Genomic DNA, 21,618 nt, shown 5'->3' on the forward strand with positions numbered 1-21,618 from the left:
GCTTTAGTTGTGGAGCTAAAGGTGACATTTTAACTGCCGCCCAGTATACCGAGGGTATAGAAGGATTTCATAATAGTATGAAATTTTTAAGCACAAAATATAATGTTGAAATTGAAACACAGGACCCTAAGCCTTCTACAAACCGTGACTTTAAGGCGAAACAAAATTTTAATTATCAAAAGAAAACCACATCTAAATATTATTATGAGGATGAACTTGGAAATATATTATATAAGATTTGTAGAAGAGAGTGGATTGATAATGGCAAAAAGAAAAAGGATTTCATGGCTTATGCTAAAGATAATAATAGTTGGAGCTTTGGAATAAAGGCTGCGAGACATGTTATTTATAAGCTACCAAAGGTTTTAGATGGCATTAAAAATGATAAAACTATTTTCTTTGTAGAAGGAGAAAAATGCGTGGATGAAATTTTCAAGTTAGGACTAGTCGGAACTACCACTGCTTTTGGAGCTAGGGGATTTTCATCTTATAGTGCAGATTATGTTACTTCTTTAAAGTCCGCCAATATAGTAATTCTACCTGATAATGATGAAAGTGGTAAGGCTTATGCAAATGATGTTCTAAGTGTTATAAAGAATGTGGTCAAATCTGTAAAAATAATAGAACTTCCCGGTTTAAAACCTAAAGGTGATATTGTAGATTGGGTGGAAAATGGAGGCACTGTAGACGATTTAATAACTTTGGTTAATAAAGCAGATGAAGCGGTAGAAAACACCTCCGTGCAGAATAAACCTATAGGTAATATTTATGTAGATGAGTTTTGTTACTACAAATATTATAAAAAGCAGATAATTAATATCTTTAATTTTATTATTAATCCAAAATATTATATTGAAAATGAAGGTGATACTCAAATTATAGGTGATATTGTTACCCAGGAAGGGGTTATAGGTGAGAGGACTTTTAAAACCTCCGATTTTGATGATGTATTATCTTTTAGAAGAGCACTAAACAGCTTTAAAACTTTTTATATAGGAAGAGTTGAGGACCTTCAATATATAAGATTTATTATTTCAAATAAAACCCGTGAAATAAGGAAGGGCGTTACCTACAGTGGTTTTCATAAAATTAATAATCAGTGGTGCTTCGTATCGGAGCATGGCGCTTTAAATTCTGATGGAAAGCCCACTTTAGATATAGCTATGCAAAATCAATATGCAGAGCTTAATACTAATATTCTAAAGACCGATGTTATTACAAAAGAAGAGCTTTTAGAAGTTGCACCATATTTATTTAAATTTAGTATACTTAAAAATACTGCAGTCATATTAGGTTATGTATGTGGTTTGTTTCTGAAAGAAAAGCTTAAACGGAGTAGAATTCAATATAACCATCTTTTAATAGAAGGTGAAAGCAGTAGTGGCAAAAGTAGTGCTGTAAAATATATTATTACGCCTATATTGTGCATGGAAGACGGAATATTAAATGCTGCGCAGTGTACAGACTTTGCCTTAAACAAAACCGCCAGCAGTAGTAATTTTATACCTCTTATTTTAGAAGAGTACAAGCCTCACATAATAGGTAAAAATAAAGTGGATTTAATATCTGGGGTTATGAGAAATTCCTATGATAACTACAAAGGAATAAAAGGGGTAGCCACCTTAGATAAAAATAGAAGTTTTATTCCTAGGGCTTCAGTGATTTTATCTGGAGAAGTAGGTATTGAGGAAACGGCAAACATAGGAAGAAGCCTTAGAGTTATATTTGCAACTTCTTATTTTGATGAGATAACCAAAGAAAGTCTAGAAAAATTAAAGGGAAATTCTATTTTACTTAATAAACTTGGAGTCAGTCTTTTGAAGGAGGCCTTAAAAATGAGCGAGGAAAAAATCAAAGAAATCCATAGTGAAATTTTCGAAAAACTAATTGATAATGATATTAAAAATGATAGAGTTAAAAACTCTATAGCCAACTGTATGATTGGTATAGCTTTACTTAAGAGGGTATTTGATGATTTAGATTTGAATATGGAATCGTGCACAGGTTTTGCCATGAAAGAAATTATTTCATCAATAGAACGGGGGGCTTTTGAGGACTTGTTAGATGGAGGAACATCGAATAAAACAGTTATAGAACAAAATTTTGAAACTATGAATCGTATGGCAGCTAATAACGAACTTTTAAGAAATATCGACTATGATGCAGTTCTTGATTTAGATGGAGATTTTGTGCTTCGCCTTAATTATACATGCTTCTACGATAGGTTTGTAAAATACTGTAGAGAGCATAATGTGACTCATGAGGTGTTGCCACTGAGTAGTTTCAAAAAACAATTAAGTAATATGCAATATTGTAAATGCTACAATAAGCCTGTGAATTTTTCAGTGAGACAAGAAAATCCAAAGAATAAAAAGACTTTTAGGTGTGCAGTGGTTTATATTAATAAACTACGCGCAAAGAATGTTGATATAGATTTTATTGCAGATGATAACATGGTAGAATAGTTATATAAATATGCTGTATAATTGAATTAGAAAACAATTTTACAATATTGTGTTTAGGTTTTGTATTAACTAAAATAAAATATGTGAATTGAGGTGGATGTTTTGGAAAAGTGGGAATATACAAGTATTACAGTTGAATCCAAAGGGTTTATGGGCGGAATCCTAGATACAAGTCATTTTGATAATGAACTTAATAGCTTTGGAGAACAAGGTTGGGAATTAGTGTCGTGTTTCTCAACTACTCAAGATGGTGGAAAATGTAAAGAAATTGTCGCAGTCTTTAAAAGAAGGAAATAAGTATGCTTACAGGACATTAATATTTACTTCTAAATGTTCATAAGGGAATGTTCCCCTTATGAACATTGTGTATTTATATACTTAATTTTCTAGTTTGTTGTTGATATCATTCAAAACCAAAATAATTCTTTTATTTTTTCATCAGCTTGCATGGTGGCCTGCATGGTAAGTTGCGGGGTAGCTTGCGGGGTGCTTGCGGGGTCTGCGGAATAATCATCTTAAAATATCTCCTACCATGTAAAAATTATCATTCAAATGCTTTGAAGCAATGGTATGTGATAAGCCAAAGAACAATAACCATTTTATCCACAATATCATGATAAAAAATTTACTTGTCCACAATTACTATCACCAAATTAGCAAGCGATGAACCAAATTCAAAATCAATATCATTATGAGCGTATGTTCCACCATATCTCAACCAACACTCGGTTTTTCATTTTCTTCGAGTGACTTAGCAACCTATAAAATGGCAATATGATTCAACCAACTTAGTTGTGTCAACAGTGTTGACACAACTTTAATATCTTTATAGGTTTCATAAAATTGCATCCTTATATAAAGAACACGTTAATTAAATCCTTTAATTTCATGACAACTTTCCCACTTTTAAGAAAAGGTGATACTATTATAGATTAAAGCTGGAACTATAAAAGAGGCAGGAATACCTGCCTCTTTTATGGAATATCTCGATTTACCTACCCAGTTTATCATTATAATATTTTTGATTAGGACTTGTAGGTTTATTAGGTATTGATAGCTTTAATAGACTACCTTTTAGCAAAGGGTTTAATATCTTTTCAATAAAATATCGTCTACTTTTAATACCACTAAAATCTTGAATTTCACTCCTACTTCTAGCCGTTTTGCAAAACTCCAATATTTTTCTGGTACTATCCTCACCTTGTTCACTAGCTTGTTCACTAGCTTGTTCACCATCTTGAGGTTTTAATGGAATAATAGTTCTAAAAACATCACCTTCTATAAATTCTGGTGCTGCTCCTGAGTATACTTTATTGTATTTATATATATTTCTAACACCAGAACCGAGTTCTTCCACTCTGCCTATTTCTTTAAAGAATTTTGCTATTTTAGGATTTTTAGGATATGGTGAAAAATTATTCGGATCAATTACACCATTACCATGTGGCTTATTACTATTTTCAGTAAAAACCCTATCAATTTCAATCACGAGTTTTGCGGGAAATGGATTCAAAAATTCTCTATGAATTAGAATATTCGAAACCACTTCTCTGAATATCTTATCTCTTAATCCTATTCTTTGGTCCTTTTCCAGATAAAATTTGTCATTTAAATGCTTTGCTATAAACTGCATAAGCCTTTCATAGCTATCGATTAAATTGGTTCTAATATCGTCCCTGTCATCATATCGGTCAATATCTTCTCTACGTAAAATAGCATCTGTTTTAAAGTGGGGGATCAAAAACATCTTTATTTAATTTATTTTTACTTTGCTTGAACTCAACAGTTATACTTTCTCCACCATTGAGAATTTCTTTTATTCTTTCAACTTTCATATATATATCAACTTCCACTCTAAATTTTTTATTTAAACCCTATAATTATACCATATAATATATTTTATCTAATTTCAAACAAAGCATACAAATTTCTTCAAAGTAAAAAATGAATCCACCCATATTTGCCATACTATGATAAGTAATGCTCCAATTCCATACAATATTATAAGTGACAGATATATACCATTAGACTTATAATCCAAGACAATTTACCATTTTTTTACAAATAAAAGATGATTATACATATAAAAATATGCTATAATTACTATTAATTAAGACGGCATTATATTTTATTACAAAGTAATGATTATTTTCATAATCCTAGGAGGTTAAATGTGAAATAATATGGATAGTTACCCAGAGTGGCTTGAAATGGTTTCAAAGAATGCAGATATCGAAATGTATAACCAGGGTTGCCAGAAGTGTTTTTATCTTACATGAAAGGTAATGTTCCTTCAAGGAAAACTATACTGAATAACGGTGGAGAATACTTAAGATATTTTACATTTAATAATGAAGTTGGCGAAGTGTTCAGCATAGTTTTATAATATTTGTGTGTATAATGAATGGTTGTGTTAAGTCGCAATTTTGTTTAAGTCTTCATCAATCGTAAAAGTACGATATATTCAACATTGTATAATATTACGTAATAAATAATAAAATTAAGATATTAAGTATTGAAGGAGAATAATAATGCAAAATGTGTTTAAATACATATGGTTAATTAGCTTTGTTTTAGGTTTTATGATGACTGGGATTGCACTTTTACTTATTAAGAAAATGGGAATAGAACATAATAAAGTAAGTAATGATGATTTTTTATTAGAGAACGAAAAGCTAATACAGAAAAAGAATATTGTAATTTTAATAACAGGATTAACGTTTATGATGATTTCTTCATTAACTGGTTTCATTGCATTTATATTTCATAATTTTTAATTCGGAATCTTCTTCCACTACGTCATAATCGATTACACAATTTTCCATAAACCATTTCATTTATATGTTAAACGAAGCATTGATTTATATAGATTATTAAGCAATTAAGTTTTTGAATATATCATTTTATTTGATATAAGGAAGCCCAAAATGGATTCCTTAAATTATTTACATCGTTTTTCAATCAGTTTTAATGCCCTATATGCTTCTTTTATGATAAGTTCTTCATTATCATTACGTATTATTTTTTTTAGTTCAGAGGTTGCAAATTCATTATTAAAAGCCGAAAAAGCCATTGTAATTTTCCAACGAAGAATGTAATCATCTTTATATTCTTCATAACACTTGATAAGTTTTTTAACAACAAAACATTCATTAGGAATATCATTATAAAAACATAAAAATCCTATACCATCAATAACCTCTCGAATTGCAAAAACATCATAATCGTTAAGGGCTTCAACTAATATAGGCAATACCGATTTATTCATTTTTCCCATTACCCTTGCTATAATATCTCTTGGCAAAGGATAACTTATTTTTTCGGAAACTTCATTAGGTAATTTAACATGTTGATTTTTCCCTATTTTCCCCACATAACTAAGCATTTGTTTCGCAATTTCACTATCCCCTTTTTCTAATGCATTACATATTTCTATTTTTGTATAGAGAGATTTCTCTTTCACAAGCGTCTCTAATAAAATAATACCTAAATCTAATTGCAAAATATTATTACAGTTTTCTAACAGCCTTATAGCAATAGTTCTTTCAAATGCTTTTTTTGATTCTAACAAAACACATAATTCATCAAGTGTCAGTAATTTATAATCATTAGTAATATCATCATCCTCTATATAACCACGTTTTTTCAACTCTTCCTTACTACTTTTCATATCTTACTCCTTATTGTTTATTAATCATAATTCTATGATTTATAAACCTTATACTATTTCGTACAACTTAAACTAAGGAAAGCAATTTGGCTTTCCTTAAAATATGTCAAGTTTTCAACACTATTACATTCACTTATCTACTCGATGCTTATTGTTATATTTAGTTTATGTTTTAAGAACAGTTTTAATTTTCAACATAATAATATTAGGACTCTATTGACGATACCACTGACTTTCCATCTTTATCTAACAGTGGAGTAATCCCTCCAGCATAACCCTCAATATTAATTAAATAGTTTATTCCTGTTTCTATATCAACAATTATTTTACAACGTGATGCCATATTCCCCTCCTCATATACAGTTTTAAATCTTTTATTTTCTTTCTTATCTTTCTTATCTTTCTTATTAAACATTTCTTAACTCCTTTGTATTTTGTTATTTTAATATTGTGCCTTTAATTGTTCTTATATGGAGTATTCGAGATTTAATGATGATTTATATTATCCCTTCTGCCTCACATCTTAACTTATAGAAATAGTTAATGATCTCTACCTCATTTTTTATTGTATCTTTTAATTTTTCTAATGTTCTTTTTCCTGTTCGCTTATCAATTAACGCAAAAATTTTAACAAGCATATTGTCTGAAATTAAGGATTTTTCAATAGATGCACTAAAATAAAACTCTAATGCTTCAAAGAAGTCATATTGACAAAAGATACCTTCTTTTTTTGTTAGCTCCCATGCCTTATAATCAATTTTTCTGTTGGTATCATAATCATCTACACTGTAATTCTCGTCTGGAAATCTTAATTCATCATATATGGCATACTGTCTTCGTTCAGCTATAAATGTACACATATTTAATACTTCTTTTTTATCAACTGTTATGTAAGCTCTTCCCATACCATCATCGGCTTTTTTATAATTTACAACAAAAAAGTCTACCCTATTTTTTAGTGCCTCACATATAAAGCTTTCTAAATTTTTCTTAACTTTACTCCATTTTCTTTGCATATAAGCCCCCTAGTATAGATTTAATTTTTTTCATTAAATTCTTGATATATTATATATATCTATACCTTTTTTATAAATTCTGTATATACGTACGCTAGCTACATATTGCTTATATTATCTGAAAACCTTGTTATCAATTTTAACCTTATATATTTGGTTTTTCGCTTTTAGTAATTTCTTTAAGCATAAACTTACTATTATCTATAAATTCATTTTCACCTATATTGTCTATAACTACTTTCGTCTATAAAAGCTGATATTACATTATAGCTCATACTATCGCAAAAAAATACCCAGTTTTTAATATCATTCCTCACTATATTCATCTCCTCTAAATATCTAGCAACCTTGCTTGTAGCATTTTTTGTAAAAATAGTCATATTATTTAATTTGTAAATTTACATTCATATACCCCTCACATAATTAAATATTTACCTGTCGGAAACTATTCTAAAATTAATTTACATATTATTTAAAATACTATCTTCTATTCCTTTTATATTTAATTTCAGTACATTCGCCTCGCCTATATTCTTTCCACTCTTTTATCTTTCCGTAATACCTTATCCCAGCCTCTTGTTTGAATTTTGTCATAGGTTGATAAAATGCTATATACTCCACTGACTCTCTAACCTCTTTTAATCTTGCTATAGGAATATGATAAAAGAGATTTTTTTTATACTCTTTTTATTAGAGTAAATCATCTTAGCCTGCGAATCCTTAGATAATGTTAAATAGAACCCATTGTCCTTATACTTTAATATTCCATATTCCTCAACCGTGTAACCTAAATCACTGAGAATATAATCTATTTTCATATATATATCAATAGTTTGCGAATGCTGTTGAAGCTACTTCTGACAATAATCAATATAATATTATTATTGTTAAGCATTGGAATGATAGTACTGAATTATTTGGTTATAAAAATATAAATGATGAATTTGTTCCTGGTAAGTTAACTGAGATTATTTTTAGAGCCTCAAAAGAGGAGAATATTAATAAACCTTATTTTATAATCGCATGGTAAATAGCAGAAGATATTAGACATATATTAGTTAAATTCGCACAAAAACAAGCGTTGATATATTAACACATATCAACGCTTGTTTCAACTTAATCAAACTATTCAAATTTTTGAGGTTCTTCTGCATAAGGCTCAATATATCCACATTTTGGACATACATAAGGAATAATTTGGCTCATATAATTTGGATTAGAAAAATCAAATATACCCTTTTTATCTTTTTTCTCTGCACCTTTCTTATAAATTCGAAAAGGACCAGACTGATCAAGAATAGCCTCTTGCATTAAAGCATTACATTTAGGACAAATATGTTCCATAATATTACCTTCTTTCTATTATAATAGGCTTATTTATTTTGATTTATATAATTATAGTCATGAAAGTCAAACTTTATCATACTTATATAGGCTATTTAAAGTATAGCATATCATAAATAGTATAACACTTATATGAAATTTCAAGAATTTAAACAGGTATCCATAAAAATTAATTGTGAATCTTCTAATCTCTGTTGCTAATCTATACTTTGTTTCATGTAACATTTATTTAACCAATTAATTTAATTAACCTAAAAGTAAACTTATATTTATAAGTACCATATTGACGTATACTAAACAACAAACTGCAAATACTAACCTTAAAGTATTAATAAAAAAGGACTGAGGTTACTATGGATTATAAACAATGTAGACACTGCAAAGAAACCAAGGAACTACAACAGTTTAATTTAAATAAATCTTCTAAGGATGGGCATCAAAAATACTGTAAAGAATGTAATAAATATTTAAATAGAAAAAATAAAGAAAGAAAAGCCTCTAAAGAAGGCAGAGTTATGCTCCCTTATAAATCCAAGAAATATTCAACTGTAAGTGATGAAGAATTACTACAAATTATAAAGGATTTCTTTAATGAATTTAAACGCGCACCAACAACCTGTGACTTTGATAATAATGATAAATATCCCCATTTCAAAACATATTATAGGCACTTTGTTTATTATAAACCAGATACTTTAGTGTCTAGTTGGAATGATATCTTGAGCTTGGCAGGTGTATCTCCTCTTGATTATAGAGACTTCTGGTCTGCATGGCAGTATCTTGTTGAGTTATCAGCGTCAATTCTGGAAGGCGACTGTCTCTTTCAATATTGCGGATTTGGTTTAGATTTTAAACCAGATATTTATATTCCTCTTAAGCATAAAGTAATTGATGCGGCTACTTCCAATTACGCATGTAAACACAAGGTAAAACAATATAAAAAAGCTACCGATAAAGGTGCCTCTGTAGAATACTGGTGCTTAAACAAAAATAACAGGCCCGGATTAAACTTACCGAATCTGAAATATGTTTTTGCTGATGAAATTATTTTGAAGTTATCGGAACTAGGTTATCATAAATTATGTTATGATATCGAGAACCTTCATCTAGTATATAAAGACTTTAATGACGCATATAATATTCATAAAAAAGACTATATAATTAAAAAGCTAAAGGAATTTCATCTTAAAAATGGTAGAGTTCCTTTTACTAGAGACTTTTTAGGCAACCCAGATTACCCCTCCTCATCAGCTATAACACATTCGTTTGGAACCTTTAATAATGCATTAATTGCATCCGAATTAACTATAAATACTTTTGCTAATTTACCCTTTGATGAAAAAATAGCTAAGGTGATTTAATGAATCTTGTTAATAAACTTGGGAGGTTGCCTAAATGGCGAGAACTACGTCCCCCTAATACTACTTTTACTCAAAAGGTTTATTATAAATATTGGGGTAGTATTGAAAATTGTGTTACCGCAATTGGACTTGATTATACTCACTTAAAAAATTCATCTATCGACCTCAGAGTTAACTCAAGACTAGATTCAATAATAGAATTTAAAACATTATACAATCGCATGCCAGTAATTAGTGAGTTTGGCGCTAAAAATGCCCTTCCTAGCTACCACTGGGTCTGCAATAATTTTGGGACTTATGAAAATTTAATAATACATTTAGAAAATCTCATAGATACTAACTCTAATATTTAAGGTCATTTTATCAACAATATTATGATAAAATAGTATACTTGTCCACAAATTAGGTGTGTACTATTTTATCATTCCTTCTCTGTTTCTCTTTTTACTAAACCATAAATAATATCAATACCATTTATTAATGTTTGCCTTTGCCGAGCATTTATTTCTATATTATTAAGAAGTATTTTTCCGTCTCCTGCTAAATTCTTTATCAATGTTGCTATTTTTTCTAGCTCAATAAATTCAGAATCATTAAGCATATTGTACTTTTGACCTAATTCCTTAACAACATGGATATCATTACACAACAAATAATCCAATGAAACATTAAAGTATTCTACAAAATTCCTAATAGCATTCATCTCTGGTACTCTTTTATTATTCTCGTATTGGCTAATAGTTGTTTTCGTGAATGCATATCCATATTGCCTATTAAATTCATTAGCAATTTGCTGCTGAGTTAATTTCTTAGACAATCTTATGCTCTTAAATCTTTCTCCAAAAGTATTCAAAATAAATCCCTCCATAACCTTAGCTTTATTTATAATTATGGCCAAACATTCTCTTATCTACTCGATGATTATTTTTATATTTAATGCCTGTAATTAAATATACCCCCTCGCTTTTACACTAACCCATTTTATGCTAAAATTAATTAGAGGTGTTTTATATGAAAAAACTAATAAAAGTTGTAGCAGCTATTATTGAAAATGAAAATAATGAAATCTTATGTGCCCTTCGCTCACCAATAATGTCCCTTCCAAACATGTGGGAATTTCCTGGAGGTAAAGTAGAAAGTGGTGAAACTTTAAAAGAAGCTATTGAAAGAGAAATAAAAGAAGAACTCCATTGCGATGTTGAATTTATAGATATATTTAATGATAATACTTTTGAATATGATAAATTTATAGTGAATTTGATTACCATTAAGTGCCGCATAACATCTGGTGCTCCTACAGCAAATGAGCATTCGAAGTTGATATGGTTACATAGAGAAAATTTACTTTCACTAAACTGGGCTACAGCAGATGTGAATGCGGTAAATCAGCTTTTGAAGGAAGTGTAATGCACGGTTGAAAACTTTAACTGAGATAGAACAAAATAAGGATTTAAAATCTATTATAGACTTTAAACCAATTGATGAAGGCAGTCATAATCAAATTAATATTTCCCAGGATATTTTAAATGCAAGTGAAACAGGCTTAATAAATAGCTTCGTAAATTCCAATTTAGCATTGAGACCCAAACTTATTTTAAATGATTATAGTAAAGGTAGTAAAGTATTAAGTGATATTGTTGTAGAACTTATGAACTGCAATGAATTTATGATATCTGTCGCGTTTATTACAAGTAGCGGTATTACCCCACTACTTGAGACCTTTAAATACTTAGAGGCCAATGGAATCAATGGTGAGATATTAACCACAGATTATCTAAATTTTAGTGAACCTAAGGCATTAAAGAAACTTTTAGAGTTTTCTAATATTCACATTAAACTATATTCTAAAAATAACTTTCATACTAAAGGATATATTTTTAAACATAGTGATCATTATAAGCTTATTATTGGTAGTTCTAATTTGACTCAAGCAGCATTAACTAAAAATAAAGAATGGAATATAAAACTATCTTCTTTAGAGGAAGGTTCATTAACAAATGAAGTAATAACCGAGTTTAGATCTATGTGAAATGAAGCTGATAATTTAACTTTAGAATGGATTGAAGCTTATGAAAAGATATATTTAAAACAAAGAGAGTTTGCTCGAAAAAGCAAAGTTCCTAGACTTTCTCAATACACACTAAAGCCCAATAAAATGCAGGTATCTGCAATTCAAGCTTTAGACGCATCTCGAGACAACGGAGCTAAAAAAGCTTTATTAATTTCAGCTACTGGTACGGGTAAAACTTATTTATCAGCTTTTGATATTAGAAATTTCAATCCGACACGGGCGTTATTTATTATACATAGAGAACAAATTGCAAAACAAGCCTTAGATAGCTTTAAAAATGTATTTGGGGATACTAAAAGTATGGGTATTCTTTCAGGTAACTCAAAAGATATTAATAAAGATTTTATATTTTCAACTGTACAGACTTTATCGAAAGACGAAGTATTATTAAGCTTTCCTAAGAATGAATTTGATTATATTGTTATAGATGAAGTTCATAAAGCCGGTGCCATTAGTTATCAAAAAATTGTGGATTATTTTGAGCCAAAATTTTTATTAGGAATGACAGCTACTCCAGAAAGATCTGATGATTTTGATATTTTTAAAATGTTTGATCATAATGTTGCTTATGAAATTCGTCTGCAACAAGCTTTAGAAGAAGATTTACTTTGTCCATTCCACTATTTTGGGATTACAGATATATCTATAGATGGTAATGGATTAGATGATACTACAGATTTTAAATGTTTAGTAGATGACCAAAGGGTTAATAATATTATCAATAAAATTAACTTTTATGGTTATTGTGGTGATCGAGTAAAAGGACTAATATTTTGTAGTGATAAAAAAGAGGCTAAAGAATTATCGATTAAATTTAATAAATGTGGCTTAAAAACATTAGCTTTAACAGGAGATAATACTCAACTAGAACGTGAATCAGCTATTGATCGCTTAGAACAAGATGAACTCACTAATTGTTTGGATTATATTTTTACAGTTGATATTTTTAATGAAGGAATAGACATACCCTCAGTTAATCAAGTTGTTATGCTAAGGGCTACTAAATCAGCTATAATTTTTATACAACAATTAGGACGTGGTCTTAGAAAACATAATTATAAAGAATTTGTTGTCATCATAGACTTTGTAGGAAACTATGATAGTAATTTTTTCATTCCTATAGCACTTTCAGGAGATCGAACCTATAATAAAGATAGCAAATTCGCATCGCTCATAAAAACCCCTGGGATATGTGAACAAATTGTACGAATGTAAAGTTAGATGACAATTAGTGCTGGTGTTTTCGCTTTGAAATTTAGCTAAATGTAAAAAAATTACTTTCTAATCAATTCTTTCGATTTGCCCTAAATAATAGAGAAGTACTTACAATTATGTTTTAAGGGATTCCCTATTTTGAAATCCCTTTTATTGTGTTCTATGTTTATATTCTTTTCAGAGCATCTTAATTCAAAAACAATTGAGCTCACCCATGTTTTTGTATAGCATTATTTGCTATCACCACTTATTACTATTTACTAATTTCACACCCTAATAACCCCAATAAATTACCGAATTTCTTATCTTTAATGAATGCATCAAATATCTTCTCTGCATTAGCAAGAATTAAAATTATTTCCTTACCCCCGAAATAATCTATTTTTAATTTACCAATAGGTTTCATAATATCAATCGTTGAATCATCAGCTGGAAATACAAAAGCATTGTATGTTTTCATGTTACTATTAGATAAATATTTTTTTCTTAATACTTCTTCATACATAAATTGCTTAATAATATCTTCAATACCAGGAGAGTGCTCATAACTAGCATTATAAAGCTTAAAGTTATAATACTTTGCATCCAATATGAATAGTGTTTTTGAGTTGTCGCATTCTTCCAATTTTAATATATCTGGTTCTAATGTTTTTGTTTTAGTAGCTATATATTCATTTTGTAAACTATAAAATTTAGCTTTGTCCATATCTTTGCAAATTTGATTATAGTTATTATCACACAAATAACTAAGAATATATTCCCATATTATATGGAATGAGCTAGTCCCATAGAATGTTATATCATTGGATTCATCACTATTTAATTTATTGTATATTAAATTAATTAATGATTTTAGTAAAGCTACATTTCTATCGTCATAAATTTCGCTTAGTTCTATATTAATAAGATTTATCCACGAATCATAATTAGGGACATCTGTTACTAAAGACTCAACATAATAAGAATCATACCCAAGTATATCAGCATATTTCATATAACAATAGTTCATAGCCCATGCATGAATTTTTGTTACTTGATTATAAGTATCGATGTCTGAAATAGTATGATATGTATTAAAATAAATAGGTTGATCTTCTATTAGTATTGGGTCAATTCCATTAATTGTTTCATCCCAATCTATATCATTGTTACTGTTCATATCTATGTAGGTACATTCTTTATTGTATATTCCATTTAAGAAATAATCTTGAAGTAGATAGTCAGCAATAATAATTTCATTAGAATCATCATTTCCTAAATTTGTATCAAAATATAAATCTTCTTCATTTGAAACCTTACTTGGATCAATTTTTTTAAATAATTTAATTATTTTTTTTGTAATTAATAGTTCTTGCCCTTTTGTTTTTATTTCTAAATATTTTGGTAAAATAGAAATAATATGCTGTTGCGTTGCAACAATTCCAACGTATTTAAACTTGTATTTATCTCCGCTCTTAGATTTACATCTTTTTAAAATACCTCTCTCAGTTAACTTGTGGAAAATATCTAAAATGCCATATAGATCGTCCTTTGAATATCCATATTCTTCATAGAAATACTTAATCAAAATTTACCCCTCCACAGCATTATATTTAGAAATCCCTTTTAAGTTTGCCTTTATAGTATCATGAAAAATATCTTTACCGTTATCAAAATTCTCAATAATTTCTGTAAAAGTATTATATTTAAAAACTTGATTTGCTTTATGTCTTAAAACATCATCTTTTAAATATAACAGTAATTTAAATTTAAAATCATCAGGGTCAACGATTTCTTTTTCCTTCATGAAAAATGGCCCGATTAATTTATCTTCTGCAATATCCTTATTAACTAATATAGCATTTAAAGATTTTCTAAGTGTACTCCAATTTATTATGTATGAAACATTCTCATTTATTTTCAATATTATATCTTTTTTAAGATTTCCATTCATATTTTTTTCATATTCATTTATAGATATGAATTTATATGACCATCTTCTTTTGAATGCGGTGTCTAATTTTTTTACCCCTTGGTCTGCACTGTTCATAGTTGCCCAAATATATAGGTTTTTTGGCAACCTTACAAAAGTATGAGCTTTATAACACCTGCCTTCATTTATCACTACTTGTGCTAAATAATTCATAACATCTGCATTGAATTTTATTGAATATTTACTATTATTTTCTTCATCTCTATCTAACAATTGAAATATATCTCCAAAAACATCAGCCGCTTCAGCTCTATTTATTTCTTCAATTATTAATAAGAAGTTACTATTTGGATGATTCAAAGCATTTTCTAATATTTCAATAAATGGCCCAGGCACAAATTCATAAGTTAAAGATGACTTATGCTGGATTTCTCTCTGAGTTACTGCATCTTCGCAAATATAAATATACTTGTCCTCATTTTCAACATCTTTAATATATATAGGTACTGGTTTATACGATCCTACGAAATTCGAATAATTATATCTTGAATGGAACATAATTCTCTTATAAAGTTTTTCATTAGCAAAGTATTTATCCTTAAATTCTGTATCTATAAAACTGCTCTTTCCCGTACCCGGAGCTCCGGTAATTAACCTATTTCTAGACTCATAATCGGGAATTTGATTTTCCGGTAAAATTTCTTGAAGTTGATTTACTGGTGATTGCGGCTGAACATCATTATAATTTGAAATCATTTCGGATAATATTCTTTTGTACTCATCTTCTGTAATATCTATCACTTTGGGTAACTGTGAACCTATCTCCATAGTATTTTCGTAGCTAACCCGGATGCTAACTTCTAACATCTTTTTTATAATTAGTCTACCAGATATAATATTTGTAACATTTATAATCAAACTTACTTTAAAATTGCTACCCTCTTTAATGCCTAATAATAAAGTATCATTAATAGCTAAACCAACAAGTGGGTTACCTATGCTTGTCTCAATTTTCAATTCTATTTCTTCACTACTAAATAAAGAGAAATAGTTATCATAATTCTCTAACAATAAAATTTTGTACACCATTTACACCTCTTTTAAATTGTTGACAAGCTTATCGTTGTCCATTTTTGTGACTTATTACTACATTTGTTTTCTAAGACGGATTCTTTGTTTTTATGCTTACATTCTATAAAATACAATATCTCTTCATTCTTACAATATTTCTTGAAAATTATTTTATCCCCTGATACTAGGTTTTTATCTTTCCTATAATTATTTATTTCACCAGCAAGTCTTGGATCTTTACCCATTCCTTTTATTGTAATGGTACACTTATAATACTTACTACTTTCTTTATCTATGATATCTATTGGTAGTGTATTATTAAGTTCAAAAACTTTCTTTAAATTACCACTTAAAGAAACAGCACTTTGGTTCGAACTTGTTTCATTAGTATCTGTAGGGTTAATATTTTAGTTCCTTCGAGTATATACAAAGTTATCACCCCTATTCTAATTAATTATACACACCATTAACTCTATTATTGAAAACTAGATGCTTTATTAGCATTTATTTTATTCCATATTATAGGTTTAGATATTATTATATTTTTCACGAAATCTAGTAATATTAACGGCTGTGTATTATTTAATCCAACTAATTCTACCACTTTATATTTAGTTGGAGAGTCATCTCGCTTTGAAATTGATCCAATATTAGTAATTTTAATATCTTCTCCGTCAATTATTAAATTAGTAAATTCATTCTGTAGTTCAATATTATAATAAAGAAAAAATTCCTTTTGATTCCAAGGAATATAACAATTATTCTTTTTGTTATTCTCGAGTACAAAGTAGGAGTCATTTTTAATATAATCTATTAAAAACTTTACTTGTGAATTTATAACATATTTTTTTAATATTATTTTATCTCCAGACTCTAAAGATTTTAATCTTATATAGGGCCCTAGTTTAGTTAATCTTTTTTCTCTTCCAGTGGTTGGCCTTAGAACAATATCTTGTAAAGTCTCAATATCTTTAAATGTTATATTAGTATTATACTCTGTTAACATAAAAAAATCTTGATACTGTGGTTGCAGATACACATATGAATCCTTAGTATTAGTACCACCAATTTCTGTATTGTTCAACATTTTTATCAATTCATATACTTCCATAGATTTCTCCTTTATATATATTTTTTAATAACTTTTGCAATCCCTCTAGACATTAATGGAGGAACAGCATTACCTATTTGCATATAAGTCTTTAAATAAGCGCCCAAAAATATATAATCATCTGGAAATGATTGAACTCTTGCAGCTTCTCTAGGTGTTAAACTCCTAACTTGTGTAGGATGAATATGTGAATGACAATCCATTTTCATATGCGCAGTTATAGTTCTCGATGGTTTGTTTTCAATAAGCTTAAAATATTTATCCTTGAATACATGATTTCTATGAGCATAAGGCATAATATCTGCTATTTTATCACTTGTTGAATCCTCGCCTTGATCTAATCTTTTATATATTTCATAATTTACATCACTACAGTAACGTGCTTTATGATTAAAAACTACATACGAATTCGAACCATTATTAATTTTTCTTAGATACTCATTAGTTTTGTTGAAATAGATATTCTTATCAACCTTTTTCCCACTTTCTTCTGAATCATTTTCTGTCATATTCTTTATTCGTGTGGCATCAAGGGGCTTTATTAATTCAAGTGCATCCTTTAAATCAAATCTCTGATTTGTATTTGTACTATTCTTTATTTCCTCTATTATCTGTTCTGGTGATATATTCTGAGTTTCTTGAATATCACTTCTGATTCCAATATAAATCAATCTTTTCCTATTTTGTGCCACAGAAAAGTCATGAGAATTAAATACATTATATGCTACATTATAACTAACATTTTTCCCGTTTTTAATAATATTTACATTATTAAAATCTTCAACTACTTGATCTGCTACTTTTAACATACCTTTAACATTTTCCATAACTACAAATTTGGGTTTAATTATTGCAATTGCTTTTATATAATACTTATACAGTTCATTTCTTGGATCATCGATTATTCGTTGTTGATTTGCTGAACTAAACCCCTGACAGGGTGGGCCTCCAATTACTAAGTCTATTTCCTTGTTAAATTTAATTAGGTTATCTAAACTTTCCACTACATTTCTTATATCATCTTTTATGATTCTACTTGTGTTTAAATCTGGATGATTAAGTTTATAGGTTTCTACGCAAACGTCTTCTACATCATTAGCTAGTTTTACTCTGAATCCTTCTTGAATAAATCCCAAGCTAAGCCCACCAGCACCAGCAAAAAAATCAATTAATGTAGGAGCATTAAAATCCTCTATAGCTAAACGTTGTTGTGATGCTCTGTAATTATTGTAGAATTTATCAAGCACAAAATTTGTTAGTTCTTTATTAATTATATAAAAATTTAATGCTCTACAAAAGGATTTAAATTTCCGTTGTAACAACCCTTTTAGTAGATCAAAGTCTTCACTCTTCACAATTATACCTATCTCTACCAATTCAATTTCAATTTTAAAATAATTTATACTATAATCATCTAAAGAATAATTATTTAATGAACAGAATTCTTCAATTATTCTAGTCATAATATCTATTTTTTCTATGAAAAATGCCTTTTGACTCCTATTTTCTAATCTCGATATACCTTCAAAAATCAATTTATATTTCCTCCTTAGTACAAACCACTTTTAGTAAATATTTTTTTATAGATTTAGCTATTGAATTTGCAAATAATGGAGGAACTGCATTTCCTATTTGCTTATATTGTTGGGTCCTTGACCCCATAAATATAAAATCATCAGGAAATGATTGAATTCTAGCCGCTTCTCTTGCTGTAAATGTCCTCCCTTGCCTATAGTCTGGATGGATAAACTGATTACCATCTTTATAAAGGTGGGCAATAATAGTTTTTGCTGGCAAGTCAAATACTTGAACAACATAACTGTTTTTAAATAACCTCTTTTTTTCATGTATTAAATCTGGTCTATTTTCATATAATTCTGTAAGAGTCCATTTATTTTTACTCATTTCAGTGTATCTTTGAATATCTTTATCATTATGAGTTCTTGCAACATGATTATAAATGAGCTTAAAATCACTCCGCCTTATCCTTTTTATATAATCATTAGTTTCTTTTATCTTAAATTCAACCAGTTCTTTACCTTGACCTGGTAAAAGTGTTGGTAAATCCGATATAGCTTCTGCAACTGTTACATATTTTTTTAAATCTTTGGATGGCAAATAATCCGTATCATAATGAGTAGGCTCTATTGATGCATAAATTTCATCAGGAGTAATGTTTATATCATTTCTTACACCTATAATAATAACTCTTTTTCTAAGTTGAGGCACCCCATAATTAACAGAATTTAAGACAATCATTTTAGGCGTAAAATTCACTTTATAATTTTCACTTAGTTTACTAATGATTTCTTCAATAATTAATTTTCCATTTAATTTTGCTGTCAATATCCCTGTTACATTTTCAAACACAAAAAATTTAGGTTTAAAATGATTCAATATTTTAACGTAGCTTTCAAATAAATAATTTCTAGGATCATCTTGCATTGCATTTTGATCCTTTGCTCTACCTAATGAAGAAAAACTTTGGCATGGTGGACCACCAATAATAACATCGACTTCCTTATTTCCAACCGATTCATCTAATAATTCTAAAATATTATCACTGGTTATATCAACATTTAGTACAGATTTTGTAATTTCATTCTCAGTATAATTATAGTAATTCATTCTCTTCTTTAAGGTTTCACATGCATCTTTATCTATTTCTACATGTGCTAATGAATAAAAGTTTTCCATGTAAAATCCCTCACTTAATCCTCCACATCCTGCGAATAAATCTATAAAATTAAATGTATTTCTTTTGTTCATATCTTACTCCTCACTATTAGGTTAAATATTTTTTTAAATTCACCATCCATGTTTTTAATTATACACTTTTCTTAATTCAATTCAAGAACATTCGTTCGTAGTTATTATATCCAACTTTCTTTATTTTTATAAGGAATTTTCCCTTAACTTTTCACTAAATTATTTTCAATATCACTATTCTTATTTTCATATAAGAAAACAAGATATGTTGTTTTTATTGATATATATTGTTTTTATTGATATAATTTATTTGTATGATTTTTTATTTAGAATATCTATATTATACACGAAAAGTAGGTTGCTAGGAATCCACTTTTTTACTTAGAAAAAGGTAGCGACTAAAAAGTCTCTACCTTTTCTATTTCTCGATTTATGCTTAGTAAATTCACTTCGCTCATATTCCCATCCCGTCAAGCTGAGCGAAAAGTCAGTTTTCGAGAAAATTACGAATAGAGAATATATGGATATTATAATCTAGATTCTCTTTATTTTTATATATTTATATATTTACTTAAGAAATAAATACCCATACGTGTTAGTGAATATTTGATAGTTTATAAACCCAAAAGGCTAATTAAGCTATCTTCATTTAATTATTTTATATGTGCCATTGGCCCTTTAATGTCTATTATTGATATCACTCTTTTAACATTATATACAAAAACGACAACACTAACCTCACCTCTCACCATTTTAAATTTCCTTGTAAGAAGCTAGTAAAACTTCATTGTCCTTTTTATAGTTCCAAAAGGATGTTCCACAATATTTTTTCTCTTTTTATACCTTGTCATTTCATTTTTTAGTCGTTCACGTAGCTGCTCTGCTATTACTTCCTTTGGTCCCCTGAGTGCAATCTTACCGTCTCTAGCTGTTGTGCCTATGTTTGAGCCATTAATGAAACTGTAACAGTTTTTATTGATAATTGCCATTAATGTGACACAAACTTTTCTCTCCTAATAGCATTTTAAATTCATAATACCCCCATAACTTATCCAAAGTCAAAACAGTTCCAGATTTTGTCCTATCGATTCCTGCTTTTTCTATTTCATCTTTGCGTTCATTCCGTAATTTCTCTATTAGCTCCCTTGCTCCTTCACCATAGTGAAATTTATTATGGCATCCACTGCAGAGTGATATAATATTAGCTACCACGTCAAGTGAATTCTCAAATTCATCTGAATATTGTAATGGTATTAAATGATGTGGTTCCATATATTTAATTTCAGTATTTCTTCTCAAGAAAGATTCGTGCCTATTATCAACTTCACATTCAAAATCAGCACGTATTAATGCCTAAATTGCTTTCTTCTTACTTCTTTTATATACCTTTCTTTTTCCTTCTGTTTTTTATTCTTGTTTTGGTTCTGGCTCAGGTATATATTCTTCTTTTTCCACTTGCAGATCTTCTACAGTTATACTATCAATTAATTCTGAATCAGCTTTATTGTTTTCAATTAGCAAATAGGACTCGTCCACTTTGTTACCAATTTCTGTAACAGGGTCGTATCCGCCTCCTTAAAAAAGTAAATATAGAAGTATAGGGTGTACATTTAGTATAGAATAAGTCATGAATGAAAATTAAGAATAATGCCTTTCGAAAAGTTACCTCTAAT

At 28.7% G+C, this 21,618-nt stretch carries 22 protein-coding genes and 1 pseudogene; 7 read left to right on the forward strand and 16 right to left on the reverse strand.

Annotated elements, in window-relative coordinates:
- Positions 1–2,465: hypothetical protein (locus tag KPL54_RS20210; RefSeq protein ID WP_216108344.1), on the forward strand; the 2,465-nt coding region annotated here is incomplete at its 5' end.
- A gap of 102 nt (positions 2,466–2,567) precedes the next feature.
- Positions 2,568–2,762 carry a DUF4177 domain-containing protein gene (locus tag KPL54_RS20215; RefSeq protein ID WP_216108345.1) on the forward strand — a complete coding sequence of 65 codons (195 nt, stop codon included), beginning with the start codon at positions 2,568–2,570 and terminating at the stop codon, positions 2,760–2,762.
- Positions 2,763–3,456: 694 nt separating this feature from the next.
- On the opposite strand, the gene KPL54_RS20220 is transcribed toward KPL54_RS20215, so the two are convergent.
- The gene (locus KPL54_RS20220) at positions 3,457–4,206 is read right to left on the reverse strand and encodes a Fic family protein (RefSeq protein WP_253203630.1); all 750 of its coding nucleotides are present in this window, start codon (positions 4,204–4,206) and stop codon (positions 3,457–3,459) included.
- Positions 4,207–4,996: 790 nt separating this feature from the next.
- Here KPL54_RS20220 and KPL54_RS20225 point away from each other — a divergent pair.
- A complete protein-coding gene (locus KPL54_RS20225; RefSeq protein WP_216108346.1) occupies positions 4,997–5,242 on the forward strand; it encodes a hypothetical protein in 246 nt (81 codons plus the stop codon).
- A 164-nt stretch (positions 5,243–5,406) separates the two neighbouring features.
- On the opposite strand, the gene KPL54_RS20230 is transcribed toward KPL54_RS20225, so the two are convergent.
- The 6 genes from KPL54_RS20230 to KPL54_RS20250 form a co-directional block, all read right to left on the reverse strand.
- Positions 5,407–6,135 carry a hypothetical protein gene (locus tag KPL54_RS20230; protein ID WP_216108347.1) on the reverse strand — a complete coding sequence of 243 codons (729 nt, stop codon included), beginning with the start codon at positions 6,133–6,135 and terminating at the stop codon, positions 5,407–5,409.
- Between the two features lie 205 nt (positions 6,136–6,340).
- Positions 6,341–6,550 (reverse strand): DUF6440 family protein, encoded by a 210-nt coding sequence (locus KPL54_RS20235; RefSeq protein WP_216108348.1) that lies wholly within the window; start codon positions 6,548–6,550, stop codon positions 6,341–6,343.
- Positions 6,551–6,632: 82 nt separating this feature from the next.
- Positions 6,633–7,151 (reverse strand): SF0329 family protein, encoded by a 519-nt coding sequence (locus tag KPL54_RS20240; RefSeq protein WP_216108349.1) that lies wholly within the window; start codon positions 7,149–7,151, stop codon positions 6,633–6,635.
- Between the two features lie 480 nt (positions 7,152–7,631).
- Positions 7,632–7,772, reverse strand: a complete 141-nt coding sequence (locus KPL54_RS20245) for a hypothetical protein (RefSeq protein ID WP_216108350.1) — start codon at positions 7,770–7,772, stop codon at positions 7,632–7,634.
- A 26-nt stretch (positions 7,773–7,798) separates the two neighbouring features.
- Positions 7,799–7,969 carry a hypothetical protein gene (locus tag KPL54_RS26865; RefSeq protein ID WP_375373007.1) on the reverse strand — a complete coding sequence of 57 codons (171 nt, stop codon included), beginning with the start codon at positions 7,967–7,969 and terminating at the stop codon, positions 7,799–7,801.
- A gap of 307 nt (positions 7,970–8,276) precedes the next feature.
- Positions 8,277–8,495, reverse strand: coding sequence for a hypothetical protein (locus KPL54_RS20250; protein ID WP_216108351.1), 219 nt, complete (start codon positions 8,493–8,495; stop codon positions 8,277–8,279).
- A gap of 353 nt (positions 8,496–8,848) precedes the next feature.
- On the opposite strand from KPL54_RS20250, the gene KPL54_RS20255 reads away from it, so the two are divergent.
- A complete protein-coding gene (locus tag KPL54_RS20255; RefSeq protein WP_216108352.1) occupies positions 8,849–9,856 on the forward strand; it encodes a homing endonuclease associated repeat-containing protein in 1,008 nt (335 codons plus the stop codon).
- Complete coding sequence (locus tag KPL54_RS20260; RefSeq protein WP_216108353.1) at positions 9,856–10,209, forward strand: hypothetical protein; 354 nt, start codon at positions 9,856–9,858, stop codon at positions 10,207–10,209. Before KPL54_RS20255 ends, KPL54_RS20260 begins: the two co-directional genes overlap by 1 nt.
- A 68-nt stretch (positions 10,210–10,277) precedes the next feature.
- On the opposite strand, the gene KPL54_RS20265 is transcribed toward KPL54_RS20260, so the two are convergent.
- Positions 10,278–10,709: a helix-turn-helix domain-containing protein gene (locus tag KPL54_RS20265; RefSeq protein WP_216108354.1), complete on the reverse strand. Its 432-nt coding sequence runs from the start codon at positions 10,707–10,709 to the stop codon at positions 10,278–10,280.
- 158 nt (positions 10,710–10,867) lie between these two features.
- Here KPL54_RS20265 and KPL54_RS20270 point away from each other — a divergent pair, with 158 nt between their 5' ends.
- Both KPL54_RS20270 and KPL54_RS20275 read left to right on the forward strand, forming a co-directional pair.
- Positions 10,868–11,263 carry a (deoxy)nucleoside triphosphate pyrophosphohydrolase gene (locus tag KPL54_RS20270; protein ID WP_216108355.1) on the forward strand — a complete coding sequence of 132 codons (396 nt, stop codon included), beginning with the start codon at positions 10,868–10,870 and terminating at the stop codon, positions 11,261–11,263.
- A 52-nt stretch (positions 11,264–11,315) separates the two neighbouring features.
- Positions 11,316–13,085, forward strand: a pseudogene (locus KPL54_RS20275) (DEAD/DEAH box helicase family protein); the annotation flags it as partial.
- 310 nt (positions 13,086–13,395) lie between these two features.
- On the opposite strand, the gene KPL54_RS20280 reads toward KPL54_RS20275, so the two are convergent.
- The 8 genes from KPL54_RS20280 to KPL54_RS20315 form a co-directional block, all read right to left on the reverse strand.
- A complete protein-coding gene (locus KPL54_RS20280; RefSeq protein WP_216108356.1) occupies positions 13,396–14,709 on the reverse strand; it encodes an LlaJI family restriction endonuclease in 1,314 nt (437 codons plus the stop codon).
- Positions 14,710–14,712: 3 nt separating this feature from the next.
- Positions 14,713–16,143: an AAA family ATPase gene (locus KPL54_RS20285; RefSeq protein ID WP_216108357.1), complete on the reverse strand. Its 1,431-nt coding sequence runs from the start codon at positions 16,141–16,143 to the stop codon at positions 14,713–14,715.
- Positions 16,144–16,154: 11 nt separating this feature from the next.
- Positions 16,155–16,370: a hypothetical protein gene (locus KPL54_RS20290; RefSeq protein ID WP_216108358.1), complete on the reverse strand. Its 216-nt coding sequence runs from the start codon at positions 16,368–16,370 to the stop codon at positions 16,155–16,157.
- 230 nt (positions 16,371–16,600) lie between these two features.
- Entirely contained in the window at positions 16,601–17,236 is a 636-nt protein-coding gene (locus KPL54_RS20295) for a hypothetical protein (RefSeq protein WP_216108359.1), read from the reverse strand.
- A gap of 11 nt (positions 17,237–17,247) precedes the next feature.
- Positions 17,248–18,771, reverse strand: coding sequence for a DNA cytosine methyltransferase (locus KPL54_RS20300; protein ID WP_216108360.1), 1,524 nt, complete (start codon positions 18,769–18,771; stop codon positions 17,248–17,250).
- A gap of 1 nt (position 18,772) precedes the next feature.
- A complete protein-coding gene (locus tag KPL54_RS20305; protein WP_216108361.1) occupies positions 18,773–20,005 on the reverse strand; it encodes a DNA cytosine methyltransferase in 1,233 nt (410 codons plus the stop codon).
- Between the two features lie 713 nt (positions 20,006–20,718).
- Complete coding sequence (locus KPL54_RS20310; RefSeq protein WP_216108362.1) at positions 20,719–20,934, reverse strand: hypothetical protein; 216 nt, start codon at positions 20,932–20,934, stop codon at positions 20,719–20,721.
- Positions 20,918–21,244: an HNH endonuclease gene (locus KPL54_RS20315; RefSeq protein ID WP_216108363.1), complete on the reverse strand. Its 327-nt coding sequence runs from the start codon at positions 21,242–21,244 to the stop codon at positions 20,918–20,920. The genes KPL54_RS20310 and KPL54_RS20315 overlap by 17 nt, the downstream gene beginning before the upstream one ends.
- Positions 21,245–21,618: the final 374 nt, after the last annotated feature.

It is taken from the genome of Clostridium estertheticum (genome assembly GCF_018861295.1).
Classification (GTDB): domain Bacteria; phylum Bacillota; class Clostridia; order Clostridiales; family Clostridiaceae; genus Clostridium_AD; species Clostridium_AD estertheticum_D.